At 34.8% G+C, this 21,539-nt stretch carries 23 protein-coding genes; 17 read left to right on the forward strand and 6 right to left on the reverse strand.

The genetic code is table 11. From position 1 onward, the window contains the following. Positions 1–23: 23 nt before the first annotated feature. The 6 genes from ACN0WY_RS07625 to ACN0WY_RS07650 form a co-directional block, all read right to left on the reverse strand. Positions 24–758 (reverse strand): hypothetical protein, encoded by a 735-nt coding sequence (locus ACN0WY_RS07625; protein WP_417799992.1) that lies wholly within the window; start codon positions 756–758, stop codon positions 24–26. A gap of 84 nt (positions 759–842) precedes the next feature. Then, positions 843–2,351, reverse strand: a complete 1,509-nt coding sequence (locus ACN0WY_RS07630) for a RagB/SusD family nutrient uptake outer membrane protein (protein WP_417799993.1) — start codon at positions 2,349–2,351, stop codon at positions 843–845. Between the two features lie 12 nt (positions 2,352–2,363). After that, positions 2,364–5,654, reverse strand: coding sequence for a SusC/RagA family TonB-linked outer membrane protein (locus tag ACN0WY_RS07635; protein ID WP_417799994.1), 3,291 nt, complete (start codon positions 5,652–5,654; stop codon positions 2,364–2,366). Between the two features lie 257 nt (positions 5,655–5,911). Further along, complete coding sequence (locus tag ACN0WY_RS07640; RefSeq protein WP_330489031.1) at positions 5,912–6,613, reverse strand: hypothetical protein; 702 nt, start codon at positions 6,611–6,613, stop codon at positions 5,912–5,914. 230 nt (positions 6,614–6,843) lie between these two features. Beyond that, the gene (locus ACN0WY_RS07645; protein ID WP_417799995.1) at positions 6,844–8,280 is read right to left on the reverse strand and encodes a SusD/RagB family nutrient-binding outer membrane lipoprotein; all 1,437 of its coding nucleotides are present in this window, start codon (positions 8,278–8,280) and stop codon (positions 6,844–6,846) included. 11 nt (positions 8,281–8,291) lie between these two features. Next, positions 8,292–11,552, reverse strand: coding sequence for a SusC/RagA family TonB-linked outer membrane protein (locus ACN0WY_RS07650; protein ID WP_330489033.1), 3,261 nt, complete (start codon positions 11,550–11,552; stop codon positions 8,292–8,294). 387 nt (positions 11,553–11,939) lie between these two features. Here ACN0WY_RS07650 and rpsL point away from each other — a divergent pair, with 387 nt between their 5' ends. The 17 genes from rpsL to rplE all read left to right on the forward strand — a co-directional run bounded on the left by rpsL (position 11,940) and on the right by rplE (position 21,538). Then, positions 11,940–12,320: a 30S ribosomal protein S12 gene (gene rpsL, locus ACN0WY_RS07655; protein WP_028890722.1), complete on the forward strand. Its 381-nt coding sequence runs from the start codon at positions 11,940–11,942 to the stop codon at positions 12,318–12,320. Positions 12,321–12,352: 32 nt separating this feature from the next. Beyond that, positions 12,353–12,829: a 30S ribosomal protein S7 gene (gene rpsG, locus ACN0WY_RS07660; protein WP_028890723.1), complete on the forward strand. Its 477-nt coding sequence runs from the start codon at positions 12,353–12,355 to the stop codon at positions 12,827–12,829. A 6-nt stretch (positions 12,830–12,835) separates the two neighbouring features. Further along, positions 12,836–14,953 (forward strand): elongation factor G, encoded by a 2,118-nt coding sequence (fusA, locus tag ACN0WY_RS07665; RefSeq protein ID WP_330489034.1) that lies wholly within the window; start codon positions 12,836–12,838, stop codon positions 14,951–14,953. Between the two features lie 5 nt (positions 14,954–14,958). Next, entirely contained in the window at positions 14,959–15,264 is a 306-nt protein-coding gene (gene rpsJ, locus ACN0WY_RS07670; RefSeq protein WP_024740605.1) for a 30S ribosomal protein S10, read from the forward strand. A gap of 287 nt (positions 15,265–15,551) precedes the next feature. Beyond that, the gene (rplC, locus tag ACN0WY_RS07675) at positions 15,552–16,169 is read left to right on the forward strand and encodes a 50S ribosomal protein L3 (RefSeq protein WP_047789835.1); all 618 of its coding nucleotides are present in this window, start codon (positions 15,552–15,554) and stop codon (positions 16,167–16,169) included. After that, positions 16,169–16,798, forward strand: a complete 630-nt coding sequence (gene rplD, locus ACN0WY_RS07680) for a 50S ribosomal protein L4 (RefSeq protein WP_330489035.1) — start codon at positions 16,169–16,171, stop codon at positions 16,796–16,798. Before rplC ends, rplD begins: the two co-directional genes overlap by 1 nt. Positions 16,799–16,806: 8 nt before the next feature. Next, positions 16,807–17,097, forward strand: a complete 291-nt coding sequence (gene rplW / locus ACN0WY_RS07685; protein WP_330489036.1) for a 50S ribosomal protein L23 — start codon at positions 16,807–16,809, stop codon at positions 17,095–17,097. An 11-nt stretch (positions 17,098–17,108) separates the two neighbouring features. Beyond that, positions 17,109–17,933 (forward strand): 50S ribosomal protein L2, encoded by an 825-nt coding sequence (rplB, locus tag ACN0WY_RS07690; protein ID WP_330489037.1) that lies wholly within the window; start codon positions 17,109–17,111, stop codon positions 17,931–17,933. Between the two features lie 6 nt (positions 17,934–17,939). Beyond that, positions 17,940–18,218 (forward strand): 30S ribosomal protein S19, encoded by a 279-nt coding sequence (rpsS, locus tag ACN0WY_RS07695; protein ID WP_028890729.1) that lies wholly within the window; start codon positions 17,940–17,942, stop codon positions 18,216–18,218. 9 nt (positions 18,219–18,227) lie between these two features. Further along, positions 18,228–18,632 (forward strand): 50S ribosomal protein L22, encoded by a 405-nt coding sequence (rplV, locus tag ACN0WY_RS07700; protein WP_115900428.1) that lies wholly within the window; start codon positions 18,228–18,230, stop codon positions 18,630–18,632. 11 nt (positions 18,633–18,643) lie between these two features. Then, positions 18,644–19,360 carry a 30S ribosomal protein S3 gene (rpsC, locus tag ACN0WY_RS07705; RefSeq protein ID WP_099215303.1) on the forward strand — a complete coding sequence of 239 codons (717 nt, stop codon included), beginning with the start codon at positions 18,644–18,646 and terminating at the stop codon, positions 19,358–19,360. Positions 19,361–19,379: 19 nt separating this feature from the next. Continuing rightward, positions 19,380–19,811, forward strand: coding sequence for a 50S ribosomal protein L16 (rplP, locus tag ACN0WY_RS07710; RefSeq protein WP_330489038.1), 432 nt, complete (start codon positions 19,380–19,382; stop codon positions 19,809–19,811). A 12-nt stretch (positions 19,812–19,823) separates the two neighbouring features. Further along, the gene (gene rpmC / locus ACN0WY_RS07715; protein WP_028890733.1) at positions 19,824–20,015 is read left to right on the forward strand and encodes a 50S ribosomal protein L29; all 192 of its coding nucleotides are present in this window, start codon (positions 19,824–19,826) and stop codon (positions 20,013–20,015) included. Between the two features lie 18 nt (positions 20,016–20,033). Then, positions 20,034–20,291 (forward strand): 30S ribosomal protein S17, encoded by a 258-nt coding sequence (rpsQ, locus tag ACN0WY_RS07720; protein WP_099215304.1) that lies wholly within the window; start codon positions 20,034–20,036, stop codon positions 20,289–20,291. 1 nt (position 20,292) lies between these two features. Then, positions 20,293–20,661, forward strand: coding sequence for a 50S ribosomal protein L14 (gene rplN, locus ACN0WY_RS07725; RefSeq protein WP_047789829.1), 369 nt, complete (start codon positions 20,293–20,295; stop codon positions 20,659–20,661). Positions 20,662–20,675: 14 nt separating this feature from the next. Further along, complete coding sequence (gene rplX / locus ACN0WY_RS07730; RefSeq protein ID WP_125068409.1) at positions 20,676–20,984, forward strand: 50S ribosomal protein L24; 309 nt, start codon at positions 20,676–20,678, stop codon at positions 20,982–20,984. Positions 20,985–20,986: 2 nt separating this feature from the next. Beyond that, positions 20,987–21,538, forward strand: a complete 552-nt coding sequence (gene rplE, locus ACN0WY_RS07735) for a 50S ribosomal protein L5 (RefSeq protein WP_047789827.1) — start codon at positions 20,987–20,989, stop codon at positions 21,536–21,538. Position 21,539: the final 1 nt, after the last annotated feature.

Below are 21,539 nucleotides of genomic sequence, written 5' to 3' on the forward strand. Positions count from 1 at the left end.
TTTATTTTAAAATAACTTAACTATTAGTTAGTGTCAAAGTCTGTAGATTCAGAAGAACCAAAATCTCCTCCACCTGAAGCCTTAACAACACCCCCTATAGTAAGTGTATACGTACCATTTGCAGGATAGCTTAAACCATCACCGTAGTCATCATTAATAACAAAGGTAAAGTTTCTTCCAGCACATAGTGTTACTGGTATAGAGGCAGAAGCTTGTCCTTCACTATATGTTCCTAAATCAGCAGAGGCAACAACACCTCCTAATGAGTCTAAAATTTCCCAACTAGTTTCATTACCGTATCCATCAAAAACAATATCTAATGTTCCTGTTATTTCAGTACAATTTTGTATGTAATTAATTGTTGTTGAGCCACCGTTTGAAAGTCCAGCTTCAGTACCAAAGTTTAAAACTAATTTATTAACTCCAATACCAAGATTAACATCAGATAATTGAACAGGTAATGTAGCCTCATTTTGATTTGCAGGAATAGTTATTGAGCTAGGTACAGTATAAGAACCAGCATCAGCATTAGTAGCCTCCATATCTACAGAAACAGTAAAAGTTCTATCAGAACTAGTGAGATTAGCTGTGTAAATGGTCACATCATAAGTAGTAGTTGAACCAACATCAACACCTGTAGAATAAGAAGGTTTGCTAAAAGTAATGTAGTTTGTATTTAAAGGTTCAACCTCGTCTTCACAACTAGTTAAAGAAAAGCTAGCAGCCATAGCTAGAAATAGTAATTTTATGTTTTTCATAATTATTGAGTTTTATAGTTATTGGTTTGAGAAATAAAAAAACCACTAACCCTATTAGGATTAGTGGTTTTTAAAAAAAGTTGTTTATTGGTTTTGGTTCGAGATAAATGGATTGTTTTGAATCTCATCTAAAGGGATCTCAAATTGCATTCTCTCATCATTGTATGGTATAGCTTCACCTACAAAAGAAAGGTGGTTAGCACCTCTTGAAGTGGTAGCTTTGAAGCGCTTCATTGCTAAGAAACTCTTACCTTCACCCCATAATTCTATACGAGTTTGTAAGTAAATTTCATCTAATAAAGCTTGACCAGTTAATCCATCGATATAAGAAGCATCAGGAACTCTTCTTTCCACTAAAGCTTTTAAAGATGTTCTAGCAGCTCCTTCAGCACCACTCTTTGCATTTGCTTCAGCATTTAATAAGTAAGCTTCTTCAATACGCATGTATACGTAGTCAGCAGTTACAGTTCTTGATGTACCTCCAATTTCGCTAGAAGCAAAAAACTTGAATAATGGCTGTAAGTATCTTCCACTAGTTGAAACATTGTAGAATTGACCTTTTCTAGTATCGTCATTAGGGATAGCAGCATATAAGTCAGAATCGATAGCTTTATAATCTCCAGCCCAAGCATAACTATATGAGAAAGCATCAATTTGCCCCCACCAAGAAACTAAATCTAGTTCGTTTGTATCAGTAATGTCAACACCCCACATCCAACTTGGAGAAGCGTAGTCACTAAAACCGTTAGTAACTTCACCTGAAGCTAGCATTGTATAGTTTCCTGAGTTAATAACTTGTTGAGTTAAAGTAGCTACTTCTGCATCTCTACCTCCTTTAGCACCAAGAACATAAGCTAACATCATTTTAGCAATATCTTGGTTAACTTGAACTTTATCAGTTCTATTAAATCCATTTAATAAAATAATAGCATCTCTTAAGTCTTTCTCCATTAAATCATATACTTCAGAAGCAGTAGATTTTGGAAGATTAGATCCGATAGGTTCAATGTATAAAGGTAAAATCTCTTCAGTTGCATTATATTCTTTTTGGAAATATTGAGTCAAGTAGAAATAAGAGTGTGCTCTCATTACTAAAGCTTGTCCCATTGCATGCTTGTTAAAATCAGTTTCAGGAGTAAAATCATTACCTCCTAAAGTTTGAATTACGTTGTTAGCAGATCTAACAAGTCTGTAGTAATATCTCCATACCATTCTGTTTCTACCTCTAGTGAAGTCTAAAGGAGCTTGAAATTCAGTGATTTCTGAACGGTACCAACCATAAGTACTTACACTTAAAGCCATGTCACCACAAAGCATATCTCCGTAAATATCATATCCCTTTTGACCAAAATCATCATGGTTCAAGTTAGTACCACCTGTACCAGTTTGGAACATTTGGGCATATATACCATTAATGAATGCTGCTGGTATTTCTTCGTTTGTTAAAGCTCCTTGTTCTAATTGAGCATTAGTGAATTCATCAGTAGCCTGAGATTCACCTGAAACTCCATTGTTTTGTAATAATTCATCGCTACAACTAAAAGAGATGCTTAAAGCTGCTGCTAATAAAGTTATATTTAATATTTTTTTCATTTTGTAAATTTTTTAAAATTTAACTCTTACACCCAAAGTAATGGTTGTTGCTGGAGCATAAATTCGTCTAGCAGAACTACCATTTTCTCTTACACTAGGATTAAATCCTTTTCTTGCACTATTTAAGTACAAGTTATCTCCAGAAACCCAGATATTGATATTGTCAATTCCAGATTCTCCCATAAACTTACTTGGAACTGTATAACCAACTCTAGCATTGTTTAAAGCAATATAATCTGTACTAGTAATAAATCTAGAAGATTGAGATGTACCGTTTGTAATAAAGTTATCTGTTAAAGCAGGAACGTCAGTAACATCTCCTGGTTGTTGCCATCTGTTAAATATATCTTTATGGAAATTATTACCAGCGGCACCAAAACGATCACTCATTAATTCAGCATATTGACCATCGTAAGCATATCCACCTAAGCTATAAGTAAACTGAGTAGAGAAGTCAAAGCTTTTAACTTTACCTGATAATCTAAAAGAACCTCTTAAATCTGGAATAAAAGACTTGTTTAAGTATACTTGAGTTGCATCAGCATAAGTCTTAGTAACTTGTCTTTTAATATTCGTATTTGAAGATAACTTCTCATACTCATATAATGAACTTGTAGAAGAATCGTCTCCATTTTCAAGAGTTGAAAAATCTCCTTCACCAGCATCTAAGACACCGTTGTCATTTTTATCGTCATAGTATTGGTACCACATTGGAGCACCATCAGCAGGATCTACACCAGCCCATTCTCTCATATAGAAATCAAACATAGATCTTCCAGGAGCATATGCATAAGCACCATCTAAACTTGAGTTTTCATCAATGATTTTTTGATTACCAGTTGTAGGGTCTAATGGTAAGGTAACAAACTCGTTATTTAAGATTTCCCCATTAACAGATAAATCTAATTTAAAATCTTGTTTGTTTATAATGTGACCTGTAACATCAAATTCAAAACCTTCGTTTAATAATTCACCATCATTTACTAAGATTGAAGAAAATCCAGCAGAAGGACCAACTCTTTGGTTAAAGAAAAGGTTATCTGTATTTTTTCTATAGTAATCAAAATTAGCATCTAAATAGTTACCTAAAGAAGCTTCAATACCTCCTTGTAACATTCTTGAAGTTTCCCAAGTTAACGCATCTCTACCAGGTGTAGTTTCGAATAATGCTAATCTATTACCTGCAACGTCTGAACCAAATACATTAAATGCGTCAGTTGCATCAGCACCATCTTGATCACCAGTAACACCCCAAGAAACTTTAGCTTTTAAGTAAGAGAAAATACTGTTAGACATAAAGTCCTCTTCACTAATTACCCAAGAAGCACCTACAGAACCAAATACACCCCACTTATCTTTGATGAAACGAGAAGAACCATCAGTTCTCAATGAACCAGTTAAGTAATATTTGTTTAAGTAGTTATAGTTTACCTGACCAAAGTAAGATTCTATAGCAGAACCATTTTTATAACCATAAGCAGGACTAGCAGAGATTAAGTAGTTATCTAAGTTTAATAAACCAGGAACAATAACTTCTTGTTTATTTTGACCAGATTCTTCAAATCTGTATTCAAAAGTTTCATGTGCAACTAAAGCATCGAAATTATGATCTCCAAAAGATTTCTCAAAACGTAATAACTGTGTGAATGTTTGAGACCATCTGATACGATCTCTTAAGAATAAGTTTCCATTATTATTAGCTCCTGTACCATATACATGGTTATCAGCAGAAGCAAATCTATCAAATGAATACTGTCCACCATATCTAGTTTCAAAAGTGAACTCATCTGATAATTTAAATTTAGCACTAACATTACCATTTAAGGCATGAGTTTCAGCTCTGTTAATATCTAAAACAGCTGAACCGATAGGGTTTAATAAGTTTGCGTTAGGTCTTGCTCTTGTAAAACCATTGGTAGTACCCGTTGGCGTACCATAATCGTATTGAGCACCTCCATAAACAGGATCTGGAATTAAGTCACCAGTATTAGGGTATCTAGCAAAAACTGGATAAATTGGAGCCATTTTATCAGCAAACTCAAATAAGTTCTCTGAACCAACAGTTTGTCCGTTATTATTAGTTTCTGAATAAGCATATCCCATATTAACCCCTACTTCTAACCAATCTTTGATATCAGAAGTTAAGTTTAATCTAGTAGTGATTCTGTTATAATCAGAGTTTATAGAGTATCCAGCGTCATCTAAATATCCCATAGAGAAGAAGTACTTAGATTTCTCTGAACCACCACCTAATCTTAAGTTGGCTTCAGTTCTGATTCCAGTACCAAAAGCCTCATCAGCAAATTTTTCAGGAGTGAATAATCTGTTAACTCCTTGTCTTACAGTTCTCGTACTTGGGTCAATTAAGTCAGCCGCAGTTGCAGCATCCCACATGTTGTAACCAGAACCAATACCATTATCAGACAATAATAATCCATTAGCATAGGCTACAGGATCAGCTTCTCCTGCGCCAACACCTCTGTTGTATAATCCTTCCCATACTAAACCAATATATTTTTCTGGGCTTTGAACAACATCATATCTAGCTATAGACTGAAAGTTAACCCCTGTTTTTACATCAGCTTCAATGTAAGATGATTCAGCCGAAGAAGTTCCAGACTTAGTAGTAATTAAGATAACTCCATTAGCTCCTCTCGACCCATAAATAGCCGTTGCCGTTGCATCTTTTAAAACAGTAGTACTTTTAATATCTGCAGGGTTGATTGAGTTTAAGTTAAATTGACTACCTAATGCAACACCGTCAATAACGTATAAAGGATTTCTGTTTCCTAAAGGAGAACCATATCCACGAATACGAACTGTACCAACGGTACCTGGTTGACCAGATGTGTTAATTACAGTTACACCAGCAACCTCACCCGCTAAAGCTTGAGATACGTTTGAAAATGATTTAGCTTCAAGGTTTTCTGTATCAATAACAGCAGCTGTACCAGCATAAGCTTTTTTAGTTGTGGTACCATAACCTACAACAACTACCTCTTCTAGTAAATTGTCTGTTTCTAATACAATATTAATTTGATTTGAAGCTCCAACAGTTCTTTCGGTAGTTTTCATACCAACAAAACTGAAAACAAGAATATCTCCTGTCTTTGCTTGAATAGAATAATTTCCATCAAAATCTGTTTCAGTACCTTGTGTAGTACCTTTTTTTAAAATCGTAACCCCCGGTAATGGACCAGATTCATCTGAAACAGTACCTGAAATCGTTCTCTCTTGTGCAAAGGATATTTGCACAATTAACGCCAAAAGAAGCGTTAAAATTCCATTAAACTTTGTTCTCATTATGTAATTATTTGAATTAATTAAGCGCTAAAATCATAAATATATCTTAAATAAACAATTTTTTAACACAAAAGAAGTTCATTTTTAGAATAGATATTAATAACACTTGTGGTTTTATAAGAAGATATTACTATAAAAGTGCACCTTTTCTTAAGGAATTAAAAAATATTAAAGGAATCATAGTTGCCTTAGTTAGTACAAGAAAAATAAAACAACGTACTCAGTAACTATATATTCGTTTAAATTTAGGTGCGATTTTATGACTTTATTAGTGTGATAAGATCTTCTTCTTTGTTAATATTTAGTTTTTTGTGTTTTTCTTTCTCATATTTTTTACCAAGCAAGCTTAATATTTTCTTTTTAGACTTAGGTAAAAGAATAAGTTCATCATTTTTTAGTATAAATTTTTTAACTTTTTTTTCTACCTTATTAACATACAATCCCAAACTAGATGAAGAGGGAATGCTTTTTTTCTTTAGCTTGTAAAGTTCTATAAGTTTAAGGTTATTGTTAAAGGCGTATATAAGTCGATAATAGTTATTATCGTTCTCAATTTTCAGTGTTGATGGTTCAAACTTCATTTTATTGATAAAAACAGAGGATACCTGATCTTTTTTTAAAAAGAAGGTTGTGTTGTCTATAATATATTCAAACCTTTTGTCATATATGTTGTAGTTACAAGTATTGAAAACATAATCTTTATTGTCTTTGGTAACTACTCGGCATTTTTCCCAATCTTTGCTGAGGTAATATTGGCCAGTTGCATTTTTGTAATAGTCGGTGCTATTTTTGTCTGAAACCTTTGCCATGGCAAAATATTCCATGTTATTATTAAAAACACCATTTTTAAAATTTAGGCTTCTTGGGTTAGTACCAGCAGATGTGTTCCAATTTTTTGTTTGAGAAAACAAAGAGAATTGAGATATTATTAAAACTAGAATAGCAATTACTTTTTTCATATGTGATTATTTAATAGTTAAGTTTTTTGTTTTTGTGAGTTAATCAGTCTTTTGATTTAAAATGAAATAAAACTGTTTTGGTTAGTTTATAGTATGGAGGTCTTTTATAAGAGCATTTAAGTTTAGGATAAAAACAGGGGTTAATTACAAAGTCAATTTTAAAAACTAAAGATAAAAAAAAAGCTGTTAGTTTGCAAACTAACAGCTTAATTTTTAGCGGGTTATTTTTTTTAGTTTAAATCCCAGAATAACTTTGTCGTTTTGAAATTACCACCAATAGCGGCTCCAGCAGCAGCGTTATTTTCGTTGTTAAGCTGTGCCTGAACTACAGGGTAAGTAAATCTTGTAGGAATGTCGCTAAGGCTCATTCCTGCAGGAGCATTTAAAGTTGGAGCATCAAATATTCTCCAAGTTGTCCATCCTTCAAAACCATTGTTATACATTGCAATCCATTTTTGAGTAGCAATTTTTTGTTTCCAGTCTCCGGCAGCTGTTGGATAAGCTACACTTGCCTGAGCTAAATACGTTGTAGCATCAGTTGCTGAACCTTGCCACTCTAAGATAGATTGTGTAATTCCTTCATTGTAGTAACCTTCAGTAGTATTAGAAACTGTATACCCTCTAGCTGCAGCTTCTGCTAATAAAAAGTTTACTTCAGCAGCAGTTATGATGTTACCTGGTAAGTCTGGAGTTTTCATTAAGTCAGAAATAGCTGAACCCCCAGTTGGAGAGTTAGCACTACCGTAAGTACCACCCACATAAACACCACCTAATTGTTCGAAATAAGATCCTAATCTAGGGTCGTTTAATGGGTTCATTGCGTCAACAAGAGTGTTTGCAGCGATATAATCAGTACGTCCACTTTGTACTAAATCAGTCCATAAAGGATTTGTGTTAGGAGCCGCTTCTAAGTACTTAATACCAAAGTTATCAGCATTTGCTAAGATAAGGCTTGCAGAGGCAGCTTCTTCAGCTTTTTGCTGTGATAATGTAGCATTGCTATCTGCTAAACGCATTGCTAATCTTAACTTTAAAGATACAGCTGCTTTTAGCCATTTAGACATGTCTCCTTGGTAAATAGGGTCTTGTGTAGCTTCAAATCCATTACCAGTATTTATGTCGCTTATTACATTGTCAAGTCTAGTTAATAAGTCGGTATAAATAGTAGCGGCATCATCGTATACAGGTGTTGGGTTATTTGTGTCTAAAGCTTCGGTATAAGGCACGTTACCAAATGTATCAACCAATACAGAGTAAGCATATACTTGAACAAAATCAATTTGAGCAAGTTTTGCTGGCAAGTCTTGTAAGGCTACTTGATCTCCTTCTGCTTCCTTAGCGGCTAGTTCTTTAGCACCTTTTAAATCTTGTAAAACATCTCTGTACATAGTATTCCAAATGCTTCCTCCAATATTTCTTGTTACTTGGTTGTACTGGCTTTCATCTGGGTATGTTGTTTGAGCAAAGTATTGAGCGTAAAGTCTAAAAACATTATTATTTACACTCGTTGAGTTCATCAAGTCAAACATGTTTCTAGTACCGTTGGTAAATAAACCACTAGCAGGAACTGTAGTAGGACTTTTCGTGTCTATGTTTAAGCCTTCATCTACTTCACATGAAGTAAAAACAAGGAATAAACTGATAGCTGATATTATATATTTTTTCATTCTATTTTATTTTAAAATTCAAAGTTTAAGTTTAAACCTATTGTTCTTAAAGTAGGGAAAGAACCAGATAAATAACCTTGAGCATTACCTGCACCTAAACCTGATTCTGGATCAGCAAAAGGAACGTTTTTATGAATAATCCATAAGTTTCTACCGATTAAAGATAGGTTCGCATTGCTTATAGCTCCATTAAATAAATTATCTACAGGTAGTTTATAGGTAAGAGCTAATTCACGTAACTTTACATAAGAAGCGTCATAAATAGTTAAAGCTGCAGGGTTTCTGTCAGCATTACCCCAGTAGTATGCACCTCCGTAATAATCAGCAGGAGCTCTTGTAGTATTAGGAGTACCATCTTCTAATACACCTTCGTTTAAGATACCTCCACCAGCTGAAACAGGGTCTCTTTTAGGATTTCCTAATTCGTTTAAACCAGCAGTGTAATAAGGTAAACCAGTACCTTGTCCGTAGTGCGTATCTAAAGAGTAAACATCACCTCCTTTTTGAATATCAATCAAGAAGTTTAAAGATAAGTCTTTGTAGGTAAACGTGTTTGTGATACCTCCAGTCCAATCTGGGTTGATGTTACCAATAACTTGGTCTGCTACAGCTTTGTAATATCCATTAGAATCTACAATCTTCTGACCGTTGTCGTGGTATTTAAATCCTGTGCCTCTAATTGTTCCGTAAGGTTGACCAATAGTAGCATTGATAGAAATACCTCCTTGGAATGAGTTCAATACTAAGTTTGTTTGATCTCCGTATAGTTCAATAACCGAGTTTTCATTTTTAGCCCAGTTTACACCGATATCCCATTTGAAATTATCAGTAGAAACAGGGGTTGCTTTTAGTCCAAGCTCAAACCCTTTGTTTTGCATAGTACCAGCGTTAACCCATCTTTGAGAGAAACCTGTTGCTGTTGTTGTAGATACTGGCATTAACTGATCTTCAGTTCTTTTTCTATACCATGTAAAGTCAAATCCTAATCTGCTGTTGAAAAGTCTTGTTTCTAAACCAAACTCTATTTCATTAGTTCTTTCAGGAACTAAGTCGGCGTTTTGTTTTGTTCCTGGGAAAGAGAATAAAGCTGAGCTACCAAAGTTATTTAAAACTGTGTATGTGTCAAAAATATTATTAGCAGGTAAGTCGTTACCAACCTCTGCATAACCTCCTCTAATCTTACCAAAGCTAAGCCAAGTAGCATCTTTTAAAAATTCAGAAAAGATGAAACTAGAACTTACTGCGAAATAGTTGTATCCATTGTGTTTAGCAGGTAAAGCAGAAGATATGTCATAACGATCTGTAAAGTCTAAGAAAAGCATGTCTTTGTAGCCTAAGTTAGCTTGTACGTAATAACCGTTTACAGCTTTTTTAGATAAAGTTTCAACAGGTTTTGGATTTGGGTTAGCAGAGTTGCTTAAAGAATATAATCCAGGGATAGTTAAACCACCAGCAGTTGATTGGTGTAAGTAGTCGTAGCTATCTCTTCTTATGTTCATACCTAATACACCTGTTAATGTCAGGTCTTCAGTTAAATCTTTATTGAAGTTAAGCATGAAGTCGTAGTTGTATTCAGAAAAACGTATGTCGATTCTGTCATATCCAGAAGCTTCATCATCTCCTAAAATACCAAACGGAGTTGCTACTGAGCCATTAGCTCTTCTTTCTTCTCTTAATTCAGAATAAGTATCTACAGATGCTTTTACTGTTGCATCTAACCAATCAGTTACAGAGTAGGTAGCGTTAACGTTTCCTACGAAACGGTTTCTTCTGTCTGTTTGGAAGTTTTTATAACGTGTCCAATATGGGTTATCCCAATAGTGTGGCTGTAATGCAGACCCACCAGATACTCCTGAAGTAGGTAATCCAGCTTCACTGTTCCAAGAGTAGTTTTTTCCTGTTTGATTGTAGATTTGTTTAAGTTCATCTACATCAACATTTACTTGCCACCATTGTCTAAATTGAGACATTAAGTTGTCGCTATAACCAGTAGAGTTTCTTCCTCTTGTTCTTTGTGCAATAAAGGTAGCATTAGAACCAACATTGAATTTATCTGATACTTTTAATGTACCATTAACATTAAAAGTATTTTTGTTGATTTTTGAATTAGGTAACATACCTGTTGCATCGTAATTAGTATATCCTAATCTATACGTACTTCTTTCATTACCTCCTGTAAAAGAAACAGAATTATTGTATTGAAAAGCAGTTTCAAAAAATTCAGCAGGAGTTGCTTTACCTGCTACATAAGGAGTTGCTTTTTGGTAATTTCTGTGTTCAGGAACAAAAGCATCCCATTGGTATACTAGTCTACCGTCTAATGGAGCACCATAAGAAGCATCGTCATACGTTGGAACAACTAAATCAGCTATCCCATCACCGTTAGCATCAATGTCTTCAAAGTATCCAGTACTTCCGTAGTATGGTCCGTAACCAGCACCATATTCATCTTGGTACTCTAAGAAAGTACTCTTGTCTATAGTTCCTATTGTAGTACTTGAGTTAATAGAAATTTTAGATTTTCCTTGTTTTCCTTTTTTAGTTGTAATGATTACTACACCGTTAGCACCACGTGAACCATAAATAGCAGATGCAGCAGCACCTTTTAAAATGTTGATAGATTCAACGTCATCAGGGTTGATATCTGAAGCTGCGTTACCGTAGTCGTAACCTTTACTACCACCTGATTGTCTTGCAGAGTTGTTAATTCTGTTAGACATTGGAATACCGTCAATAACAAATAAAGGTTGGTTGTTTCCTGTGAATGAGCTTACACCACGAATTAAGAAGTTTGCTGATCCACCAAAGTTGTTGTTGGCTTTAATTTGAACACCGCTTACTTTACCACTTAAAGAGTTAACAACGTTGTTAAGTTTAACAGTAGATACTTCTTTACCACCTACTTCTTGTGATGCGTAACCAAGTGATTTTTTCTCTCTTTTTATACCTAAAGAAGTCACTACAACTTCATCAAGTACATTATCACTAGCCATAGTGATGTTAAAAGTGTTGGAAGTTCCAACTGATTTTTCAACAGTTTTCATTCCTACAAAACTAAAAACAAGTACATCGCCAGTTTTTGCTTTGATAGAGAACTTTCCATCAAAATCAGTTTCTACACCAGTCGTGGTACCTTTTATTAATACATTAACTCCAGGTAAGGGTCCTGTTCCATCAGAAACTGTACCTGAAATTGTTTTTTCTTGTGCAAAGGATATTTGCACAATTAACGCTAGGAGTAGCGTTAAAATTCCATTAAACTTTGTTTTCATTATGTAATTATTTGAATTAATTGAGTCAAAAGTCATAAATAAAACTTAAAAAAACAAGGTATTTGTTAAAATGTTCTAAAAATATTGGAATATTTTAAAATTAGATATTTGTTTTTGGTTTAAAATTCATTGTTGTGTCTTTTGTTTTGGGGAATGTTTATTTTTTTAACATATATGTGGTAGTTTGTTTGTTTTTTTTAAAGCCTTACTGATTTAGGTGTAAATAGAAGGGTGGAATAATGTGGGAGGATTGATTTTAAGGTTTTTTTTGTGGAGATTTTAAAAATAACTTATTGATATTTGAATAAATAGAAAATTATCGTACATTTGCACACTCTTAAAATTAGAGTAATTTAAGTACAAATTAAAAACAAGTAATAATTTAGTATGCCAACTATTCAACAATTAGTTCGTAAAGGAAGAGCCAAAATAACTAAGAAGAGTAAATCGGCTGCTTTACAAGCATGTCCACAAAGACGTGGAGTTTGTACGCGTGTGTATACCACTACACCTAAGAAACCTAACTCAGCAATGCGTAAGGTAGCAAGGGTGAGATTAACAAATGGTAACGAAATCAACGCGTATATTCCAGGAGAGGGACACAACTTGCAAGAGCACTCGATAGTATTAGTTAGAGGTGGAAGGGTAAAAGATTTACCAGGTGTTAAATATCACGTGGTACGTGGAGCATTAGATACTGCAGGAGTTGAGGGTAGAACCCAACGTAGATCTAAGTACGGTGCAAAACGCCCAAAAGACAAAAAGTAAAAAATAATTAGTAACTTTTTTAATGTAAAGACATGAGGAAAAGAAGAGCTAAAAAAAGAGTTTTGTTACCGGATCCTAGATTCAATGATCAATTAGTTACACGTTTTGTGAATAACTTAATGTGGGACGGTAAGAAATCTGTAGCGTTCAAAGTGTTTTACGATGCAATGGATATCGTAAATGAAAAGAAAACTGACGAAGAAAAGTCGGCTTTAGAAGTGTGGAAAGATGGTTTATCTAACGTGATGCCTCACGTGGAAGTTCGTTCTCGCCGTGTTGGTGGAGCAACGTTCCAAATTCCAATGCAAATTCGTCCAGACCGTAAGGTTTCTATGGCGATTAAATGGATGATCTCTTATGCGCGTAAGCGTAATGAAAAAACAATGGCACAACGTTTGGCTGCTGAGATTTTAGCTGCTGCGAAAGAAGAAGGTGCTGCTGTTAAGAAAAGAGTAGATACTCACAAGATGGCTGAAGCAAATAAAGCATTCTCACACTTTAGATTTTAATAAGAAATGGCAAGAGATTTAAAATATACAAGAAATATCGGTATTGCTGCTCATATTGATGCTGGTAAAACAACAACAACGGAGCGTATCCTTTTCTATACGGGAGTATCTCATAAAATTGGAGAAGTTCACGATGGAGCTTCTACGATGGATTGGATGGAGCAAGAAGCTGAAAGAGGTATTACTATTACTTCTGCGGCTACAACTTGTACATGGCAATTCCCAACGGAAAATGGAAAGCCTACTGCTGATGCTAAAGGATACCATTTTAATATTATTGATACTCCAGGTCACGTTGATTTTACCGTAGAGGTAAACCGTTCGTTACGTGTATTAGATGGATTAGTGTTCTTATTCTCTGCAGTAGACGGAGTTGAGCCACAATCTGAAACTAACTGGCGTTTGGCAGATAACTACAAAGTACCTCGTATCGGTTTCGTTAACAAAATGGACCGTCAAGGAGCGAACTTTTTAGCAGTTTGTCAGCAAGTAAAGGATATGTTAAAGTCTAACGCAGTGCCAATTGTATTAAATATTGGTGATGAGGCAGATTTTAAAGGAATTGTAGATTTAGTAAAAAACCGTGCAATTGTATGGCATGATGATAACTACGGATCTACTTTTGATGTTGTAGATATTCCAGAAGAATTAAAAGAAGAAGCTCGTGAGTTACGTGGTAAGTTAATCGAAGAGGTTGCTGCTTATGACGAAAACTTGTTAGAGAAATACATGGAAGATGAAGATTCAATTACAGAAGAAGAAGTGCATGCTGCACTTAGAGCTGCTGTAATGGATATGTCTATCATTCCTATGGTATGTGGGTCTTCATTCAAAAATAAAGGTGTTCAGTTTTTATTAGATGCTGTATGTCGTTATTTACCATCTCCTGTTGATAGAGATAATATCATTGGTACTAACCCTGATACTGGAGAGGAAGAAACTCGTAAGCCAGATGCAAAAGCGCCATTTTCGGCTTTAGCATTTAAAATTGCTACCGATCCTTTCGTAGGACGTTTAGCATTCTTCCGTGCTTATTCTGGTCGTTTAGACGCTGGTTCTTATGTGTTAAACAACCGTTCAGGTAAAAAAGAACGTATTTCACGTATTTACCAAATGCACTCTAATAAGCAAAACGCTATCGATTTTATTGAAGCTGGTGATATTGGAGCTGCTGTAGGATTTAAAGATATTAAAACTGGAGATACCTTATCAGATGAAAAGAATCCAATAGTTTTAGAATCGATGGACTTCCCAGATCCAGTAATTGGTATCGCTGTTGAGCCAAAAACTAAGGCAGACGTAGATAAGTTAGGTATGGCTTTAGCAAAATTAGCTGAAGAAGACCCAACATTTACAGTGAAAACAGATGAGGCTTCAGGGCAAACTGTAATCTCAGGAATGGGTGAGTTACACTTAGATATTATTGTAGATCGTTTAAAACGTGAGTTTAAGGTTGAAGTAAATCAAGGGCAACCACAAGTAGAATATAAAGAAGCATTAACAGCTACGGCAGATCACAGAGAGGTTTATAAAAAGCAATCTGGAGGACGTGGAAAGTTTGCAGATATTGTATTTACAATGGAACCTGCAGAAGAAGGTGTAACAGGATTACAATTTGAATCTATTATTAAGGGAGGTAACGTTCCTAAAGAATTTGTACCTTCTGTAGAGAAAGGATTCAAAGAAGCAATGAAAAATGGTCCTTTAGCTGGTTACGAAATGGATTCGATGAAGATTACTTTAAAGGATGGATCTTTCCACCCTGTAGATTCTGATCAATTATCATTCGAATTAGCTGCGAAATTAGGTTATAAAGCTGCTGCTAAAGCTGCAAGAGCTGTAATTATGGAGCCAATGATGAAATTAGAAGTGTTAACTCCTGAGGAGAACATGGGAGACATCGTTGGAGACTTAAACAGAAGAAGAGGACAAGTAAACGACATGAGCGATCGTGCTGGATCTAAAGTAGTAAAAGCTATCGTTCCTTTATCAGAAATGTTTGGATATGTTACTGCTTTAAGAACATTATCTTCAGGTAGAGCAACTTCTACAATGGAATTCTCTCACTATGCAGAAACTCCAAGTAACATTTCAGAAGAAGTAATCGCAAACGCTAAAGGTTAATTAAGATGAGTCAAAAAATTAGAATAAAGTTAAAGTCTTACGATTATAATTTAGTAGACAAGTCTGCTGAAAAAATCGTAAAGACAGTAAAGAGTACTGGTGCTGTAGTAAACGGACCAATTCCTTTACCAACAAATAAAAAGATTTTTACAGTATTACGTTCACCACACGTAAACAAAAAATCAAGAGAGCAATTTCAATTATCTGCTTACAAAAGATTGTTAGATATTTATAGTTCTTCTTCAAAAACTATTGATGCGCTAATGAAACTTGAGTTACCAAGTGGAGTTGAAGTTGAGATTAAAGTATAAGTAAATCAATAACTTTCGGTTTAATTTTGTTAAGCCGAAAGTTTTTTATACTTTTGCACACCGAAATTTTGGTTTCGGGGTGTTTAAATTTCTGGAATGTATTCAGAAATAACATGTCCTGAGGGTTTCGCGAAGGAAAAACGGTAAAAACAAATTCATAGAGTGAAGGTGTTTTCGCTCTTTTTTTTTGAAAACACAAAGGAAAAAAAGGAAACATTTGTTTCAAAAATTATTTTATTAATAGACGCGCTGGATAAAAATATCTAATCGTCTGAAAATTAACAAATATGTCTGGGTTAATAGGAAGAAAAGTAGGAATGACCAGCTTATTCGATGAAAACGGGAAAAATATTCCTTGTACAGTAATCGAAGCAGGTCCTTGCGTTGTTACCCAAGTCAGAACCGAAGAGGTTGACGGCTATAACGCGTTACAACTTGGTTTCGATGACAAAAAAGCAAAAAGCTCTAACAAAGCTTTAGATGGTCACTTTAAAAAAGCTGGTACATCTGCTAAAAGAAAAGTCGTTGAGTTCCAAGGATTCGAAGGTGAGTACAAATTAGGTGACTCAATTACTGTTGAACACTTTGCTGAAGGAGAATTCGTTGATGTATCAGGGGTTTCTAAAGGTAAAGGTTTTCAAGGTGTTGTTAAACGTCATGGTTTTGGCGGGGTTGGACAAGCAACTCACGGTCAACATAACCGTTTAAGAGCTCCAGGTTCAATTGGTGCAGCATCATACCCTGCAAGAGTATTCAAAGGAATGCGTATGGCAGGTCGTATGGGTGGAGACAAAGTAAAAGTTCAAAATTTAAGAGTTTTAAAAGTGGTTGCAGATAAGAATCTTATCGTTGTAAAAGGAGCAATTCCTGGTCACAAAAACTCTTATGTAACTATCGAGAAATAATGAAAGTAGCAGTATTAGATATTACAGGAAAAGATACTGGTAGAAAAGTTGAACTTTCTAGCGAGGTATTCGGAATTGAGCCAAATGATCACGCGATTTATTTAGATGTTAAGCAGTATTTGGCTAATCAAAGACAAGGTACTCATAAATCGAAAGAAAGAGCTGAGATTGCTGGTAGTACAAGAAAGATTAAAAAACAAAAAGGAACTGGTACAGCTCGTGCAGGAAGTATCAAATCTCCTGTTTTTAGAGGTGGAGGACGTATATTCGGTCCTAGACCAAGAAGTTATTCTTTTAAGTTAAATAAAAACTTAAAGCGTTTAGCACGTAAATCGGCTTTAAGTATTCAAGCAAAAGAAAACAATTTAGTAGTTGTTGAAGACTTCAATTTTGAAGCTCCAAAAACTAAAGAGTTTATCAATGTTTTAAAAGCTTTAGAATTAGACACTAAAAAGTCTTTATTCGTATTAGGTGAAGAAAGTAAAAATGTTTACTTATCATCTCGTAACTTAAAAGGTTCTAAAGTAGTAGATGCTTCAGGTATTAACACATACAGCGTTTTAAATGCTAATACAGTGGTAATTGCTGAGAGCTCTCTAGAAGGAATTGAGTCTAATTTAAGTAAATAGGGAAGAAGATGAGTATTTTAATTAAACCTATTATTACAGAAAAAGCTACAAATGATAGCGAGTTAAACAACCGTTATACATTTGTTGTAAATAAGAAAGCTAACAAATTAGAAATCAAAGGAGCTGTAGAAGCTGCTTATGGTGTAGCGATTGAATCTGTAAAAACAATGAATTATCCAGCACAAAGAAAAACTAAATACACTAAAAAAGGTTTAGTTACTGGGTTAACAAGTGGATACAAGAAAGCAATCGTTCAGTTAGCTGAAGGAGAAACTATTGATTTTTATAACAATCTTTAAGAAAAGACAGAATGTCAGTTAGAAAATTAAAACCAATAACACCAGGTCAGCGTTTTAGAGTTGTAAATGGGTTCGACACCATTACTACTGATAAGCCGGAGAAATCTTTATTAGCTCCGAAAAAACGATCTGGAGGTCGAAACAACCAAGGTAGAATGACTACACGTAACATCGGTGGAGGTCATAAACAAAAATACCGTATTATCGATTTTAAAAGAGATAAGCAAGGTATTCCTGCAACAGTAAAAACTATTGAGTACGATCCAAACCGTACTGCATTTATTGCATTAGTTAGTTATGCTGATGGTGAAAAACGTTATGTAATTGCGCAAAACGGATTAAAAGTAGGGCAAACAATCATTTCAGGAAAGGAAGTAGCTCCAGAAGTAGGGAACGCTATGTATTTAAGCGAAATTCCTTTAGGAACTACCATTTCTTGTATTGAATTACACCCAGGTCAAGGAGCTGTGATGGCTCGTTCTGCAGGAGCTTTTGCTCAGTTAGTTGCTAAAGAAGGAAAATATGCAACAGTTAAATTACCTTCTGGTGAAACAAGACTTATCTTATTAACTTGTATGGCTACAGTTGGAGTAGTGTCTAATTCAGACCACCAATTATTAGTTTCAGGTAAAGCAGGTAGAAGTAGATGGTTAGGAAGAAGACCAAGAACAAACGCAGTAAGAATGAACCCTGTTGATCACCCAATGGGAGGTGGTGAAGGACGTTCTTCTGGAGGGCATCCAAGATCTAGAAACGGTATTCCTGCTAAAGGATATAAAACTAGATCAAAGACCAAAGCTAGTAATAAGTATATCGTAGAACGTAGAAAGAAATAATAAACCATGGCAAGATCATTAAAAAAAGGACCTTACGTTCACTATAAATTAGAGAAAAAAGTGTTAGCTAACGTAGAAGCAGGTAGTAAGTCAGTTATCAAAACTTGGTCTAGAGCAAGTATGATTACTCCTGATTTCGTAGGACAAACAATTGCAGTTCACAACGGACGTCAGTTTGTACCAGTTTACGTTACTGAAAACATGGTAGGTCATAAATTAGGCGAATTTTCACCAACACGCTCATTTAGAGGACACGCTGGTGCAAAAAATAAAGGTAAAAAATAGTAGGAAATTATGGGAAGTCGTAAACATAACATGGCAACACAGTTAAAAGAAGCTAGAAAGTCAAGAGCTTTCGCTAAGTTAACTAATTGTCCTACATCACCAAGAAAAATGCGCTTGGTAGCAGATTTAGTAAGAGGAGTAGAAGTAGAAAAAGCTTTACAAATCTTAAAGTTCAGTTCAAAAGAAGCATCACGTAACTTAGAAAAGTTATTATTATCAGCAATTGCTAACTGGCAAGCTAAAAATGAAGATGCAAGTATTGAAGATGCTGGATTATACGTAAAATCAATTTGTGTTGATAGCGCAGGTATGTTAAAAAGGTTAAGACCAGCTCCACAAGGTCGTGCACACAGAATTCGTAAGCGTTCTAATCACGTAACTTTAGAGTTAGGAACTAAAAATAACAGTAATTAATCAAAGTAGAAATGGGACAAAAGACAAATCCAATAGGAAATCGTTTAGGAATTATCAGAGGATGGGAATCTAACTGGTATGGTGGAAATGACTACGGAGATAAGATTGCTGAAGATGATAAGATAAGAAAGTATTTATATGCTAGATTATCTAAAGCAAGTGTATCAAGAGTTATTATTGAGCGTACTTTAAAACTTGTAACCGTTACTATCACTACTGCACGTCCAGGTATCATTATTGGTAAAGGAGGTCAAGAGGTAGACAAGTTAAAAGAAGAGCTTAAGAAAATTACAGGTAAAGAAGTTCAAATCAACATTTTCGAAATCAAACGTCCAGAATTAGATGCAAAATTAGTTGCTGCTAGTATCGCACGTCAAATCGAAAACAGAATTTCTTATAAGCGAGCTACTAAAATGGCAATTGCTGCTGCAATGAGAATGAATGCTGAAGGAATTAAAGTGCAATTATCAGGTCGTTTAAACGGAGCTGAAATGGCACGTTCTGAGCATTACAAAGAAGGAAGAATTCCTCTTTCTACCTTCAGAGCAGATATCGATTATGCACTTGTTGAAGCACATACTACATACGGAAGAATCGGTGTGAAAGTATGGATTATGAAAGGTGAGGTTTATGGAAAACGTGAATTATCTCCATTAGTTGGACTATCTAAGCAAAAAGGTAGTGGAAACAAAGGTGGTGGTAAACGTCAACCTCGCAGAAGAAAATAATTTTTAAAAGAAATTAACAATGTTACAGCCAAAAAGAGTAAAATACCGTAAGGTACAGAAGGCGAAAGGAAATATGAAAGGTAACTCTGGTAGAGGTACTCAACTTTCTAACGGAATGTTTGGTATCAAATCATTAGACCAGAACTTACTTACCTCTCGTCAAATTGAGGCAGCTCGTATTGCGGCAACTCGTTATATGAAAAGAGAGGGGCAACTTTGGATTAAAATTTTCCCAGACAAACCAATAACAAAGAAACCGTTAGAGGTACGTATGGGTAAAGGTAAAGGAGCACCAGACCACTTTGTAGCAGTTGTAAAACCAGGTAGAATTTTGTTTGAAATTGGTGGAGTACCAATGGAAATAGCAAAAGAAGCTTTACGTTTAGCAGCGCAGAAACTTCCTGTGAAAACGAAGTTTGTAATAGCAAGAGATTTTGATTATAACGCTTAATTCTATTAGATCATGAAACAATCAGAAATTAAAGAATTATCAACAGCTGACTTACAAGAAAAGCTAGGGGCGTTGAAGAAAAATTATACTGATCTTAAGATGGCACACGCCATAACTCCATTGGAAAACCCATTAGAGTTACGTAGCTTAAGAAAAACTGTAGCAAGAATTGCTACAGAGTTAACTAAAAGAGAATTACAATAATTCTAGTCAGTTTTAAAGATGGAAAAAAGAAATCTTAGAAAAGAGAGAATCGGTGTAGTATCTAGTAACAAGATGGAGAAATCTATCGTTGTAAACGAGGTAAAAAGAGTAAAGCACCCAATGTACGGAAAGTTCGTATTAAAGACTAAGAAGTACGTTGCACATGACGAGAATAACGATTGCAACGAAGGAGATACTGTAAGGATCATGGAAACACGTCCTATGAGTAAATCTAAGCGTTGGAGATTAGTAGAAATCCTAGAAAGAGCTAAATAATATGTTACAGACAGAATCAAGATTAAAAGTCGCAGATAACACTGGAGCAAAAGAAGTTTTAGTGATTAGAGTTTTAGGAGGAACAAAAAAGCGTTACGCTAGCGTTGGAGATAAAATTGTAGTTTCAGTTAAATCTGCAACTCCTAACGGAACTGTAAAGAAAGGTCAAGTATCTCGTGCAGTTGTTGTTCGTACTAAGAAAGAAGTTAGACGTAAAGACGGATCATATATCAGATTTGATGACAATGCTTGTGTACTTTTAAATCCTTCAGAGGAAATGAGAGGTACTCGTGTATTCGGACCTGTGGCTCGTGAATTACGTGAGAAACAATTTATGAAAATAGTATCATTAGCACCTGAGGTGTTATAAAATCAGATTTTAAAATGAAAAAATTTAAAATTAAATCAGGAGATACTGTTAAAGTTATAGCAGGAGATCACAAAGGATCTGAAGGAAAAGTTTTACAAATTCTTAAAGACAAGGATAGAGTAGTAGTAGAAGGTGTAAACATGGTGTCTAAACACACTAAGCCAAGTGCTGCTAATCCTCAAGGTGGAATTGTAAAGAAAGAAGCTCCATTACACATATCAAACGTAGCTTTAACCGAAAACGGGGAAGCTGTAAGAGTTGGATATAAAGTGGAAGGAGATAAAAAAGTAAGAGTATCAAAAAAATCAGATAAAGCAATATAACAATGAGTTACGTACCAAGATTAAGAGAAGAGTACAAGAGCAGAGTTATCAAAGCTCTTACTGATGAATTTGGTTATAGCAATGTAATGCAAGTACCTAAATTACAAAAAATAGTTGTAAGTAAAGGTGTTGGTGCAGCTATAGCAGATAAGAAATTAATAGAATATGCTATTGATGAGTTAACTACGATTACTGGTCAGAAAGCAGTACCTACCATTTCTAAGAAAGACGTTGCAAACTTCAAATTACGTAAAGGAATGCCTATTGGAGCAAAAGTTACGTTAAGAGGAGATAAAATGTACGAATTTTTAGATAGATTAGTTACCGCTTCTTTACCACGTGTAAGAGACTTTAACGGTATCAAAGCAAATGGTTTTGATGGTAGAGGTAATTACAATTTAGGAATTACTGAACAAATCATCTACCCAGAGATTAATATTGATCAAGTGAAAAAAATTAGTGGTATGGATATTACTTTTGTAACATCTGCAAGTACTGATAAAGAAGCTAAATCATTATTAGGAGAATTAGGATTACCATTTAAAAAGAATTAAT

The organism is Tenacibaculum sp., assembly GCF_048269885.1.
GTDB lineage: Bacteria > Bacteroidota > Bacteroidia > Flavobacteriales > Flavobacteriaceae > Polaribacter.

Coding starts and splice junctions, on each gene's coding strand:
- ACN0WY_RS07625 (WP_417799992.1), bottom strand. CDS start 758: ATGAAAAACATAAAATTACTATTTCTAGCTATGGCTGCTAGCTTTTCT.
- ACN0WY_RS07630 (WP_417799993.1), bottom strand. CDS start 2,351: ATGAAAAAAATATTAAATATAACTTTATTAGCAGCAGCTTTAAGCATC.
- ACN0WY_RS07635 (WP_417799994.1), bottom strand. CDS start 5,654: ATGAGAACAAAGTTTAATGGAATTTTAACGCTTCTTTTGGCGTTAATT.
- ACN0WY_RS07640 (WP_330489031.1), bottom strand. CDS start 6,613: ATGAAAAAAGTAATTGCTATTCTAGTTTTAATAATATCTCAATTCTCT.
- ACN0WY_RS07645 (WP_417799995.1), bottom strand. CDS start 8,280: ATGAAAAAATATATAATATCAGCTATCAGTTTATTCCTTGTTTTTACT.
- ACN0WY_RS07650 (WP_330489033.1), bottom strand. CDS start 11,552: ATGAAAACAAAGTTTAATGGAATTTTAACGCTACTCCTAGCGTTAATT.
- rpsL (WP_028890722.1), top strand. CDS start 11,940: ATGCCAACTATTCAACAATTAGTTCGTAAAGGAAGAGCCAAAATAACT.
- rpsG (WP_028890723.1), top strand. CDS start 12,353: ATGAGGAAAAGAAGAGCTAAAAAAAGAGTTTTGTTACCGGATCCTAGA.
- fusA (WP_330489034.1), top strand. CDS start 12,836: ATGGCAAGAGATTTAAAATATACAAGAAATATCGGTATTGCTGCTCAT.
- rpsJ (WP_024740605.1), top strand. CDS start 14,959: ATGAGTCAAAAAATTAGAATAAAGTTAAAGTCTTACGATTATAATTTA.
- rplC (WP_047789835.1), top strand. CDS start 15,552: ATGTCTGGGTTAATAGGAAGAAAAGTAGGAATGACCAGCTTATTCGAT.
- rplD (WP_330489035.1), top strand. CDS start 16,169: ATGAAAGTAGCAGTATTAGATATTACAGGAAAAGATACTGGTAGAAAA.
- rplW (WP_330489036.1), top strand. CDS start 16,807: ATGAGTATTTTAATTAAACCTATTATTACAGAAAAAGCTACAAATGAT.
- rplB (WP_330489037.1), top strand. CDS start 17,109: ATGTCAGTTAGAAAATTAAAACCAATAACACCAGGTCAGCGTTTTAGA.
- rpsS (WP_028890729.1), top strand. CDS start 17,940: ATGGCAAGATCATTAAAAAAAGGACCTTACGTTCACTATAAATTAGAG.
- rplV (WP_115900428.1), top strand. CDS start 18,228: ATGGGAAGTCGTAAACATAACATGGCAACACAGTTAAAAGAAGCTAGA.
- rpsC (WP_099215303.1), top strand. CDS start 18,644: ATGGGACAAAAGACAAATCCAATAGGAAATCGTTTAGGAATTATCAGA.
- rplP (WP_330489038.1), top strand. CDS start 19,380: ATGTTACAGCCAAAAAGAGTAAAATACCGTAAGGTACAGAAGGCGAAA.
- rpmC (WP_028890733.1), top strand. CDS start 19,824: ATGAAACAATCAGAAATTAAAGAATTATCAACAGCTGACTTACAAGAA.
- rpsQ (WP_099215304.1), top strand. CDS start 20,034: ATGGAAAAAAGAAATCTTAGAAAAGAGAGAATCGGTGTAGTATCTAGT.
- rplN (WP_047789829.1), top strand. CDS start 20,293: ATGTTACAGACAGAATCAAGATTAAAAGTCGCAGATAACACTGGAGCA.
- rplX (WP_125068409.1), top strand. CDS start 20,676: ATGAAAAAATTTAAAATTAAATCAGGAGATACTGTTAAAGTTATAGCA.
- rplE (WP_047789827.1), top strand. CDS start 20,987: ATGAGTTACGTACCAAGATTAAGAGAAGAGTACAAGAGCAGAGTTATC.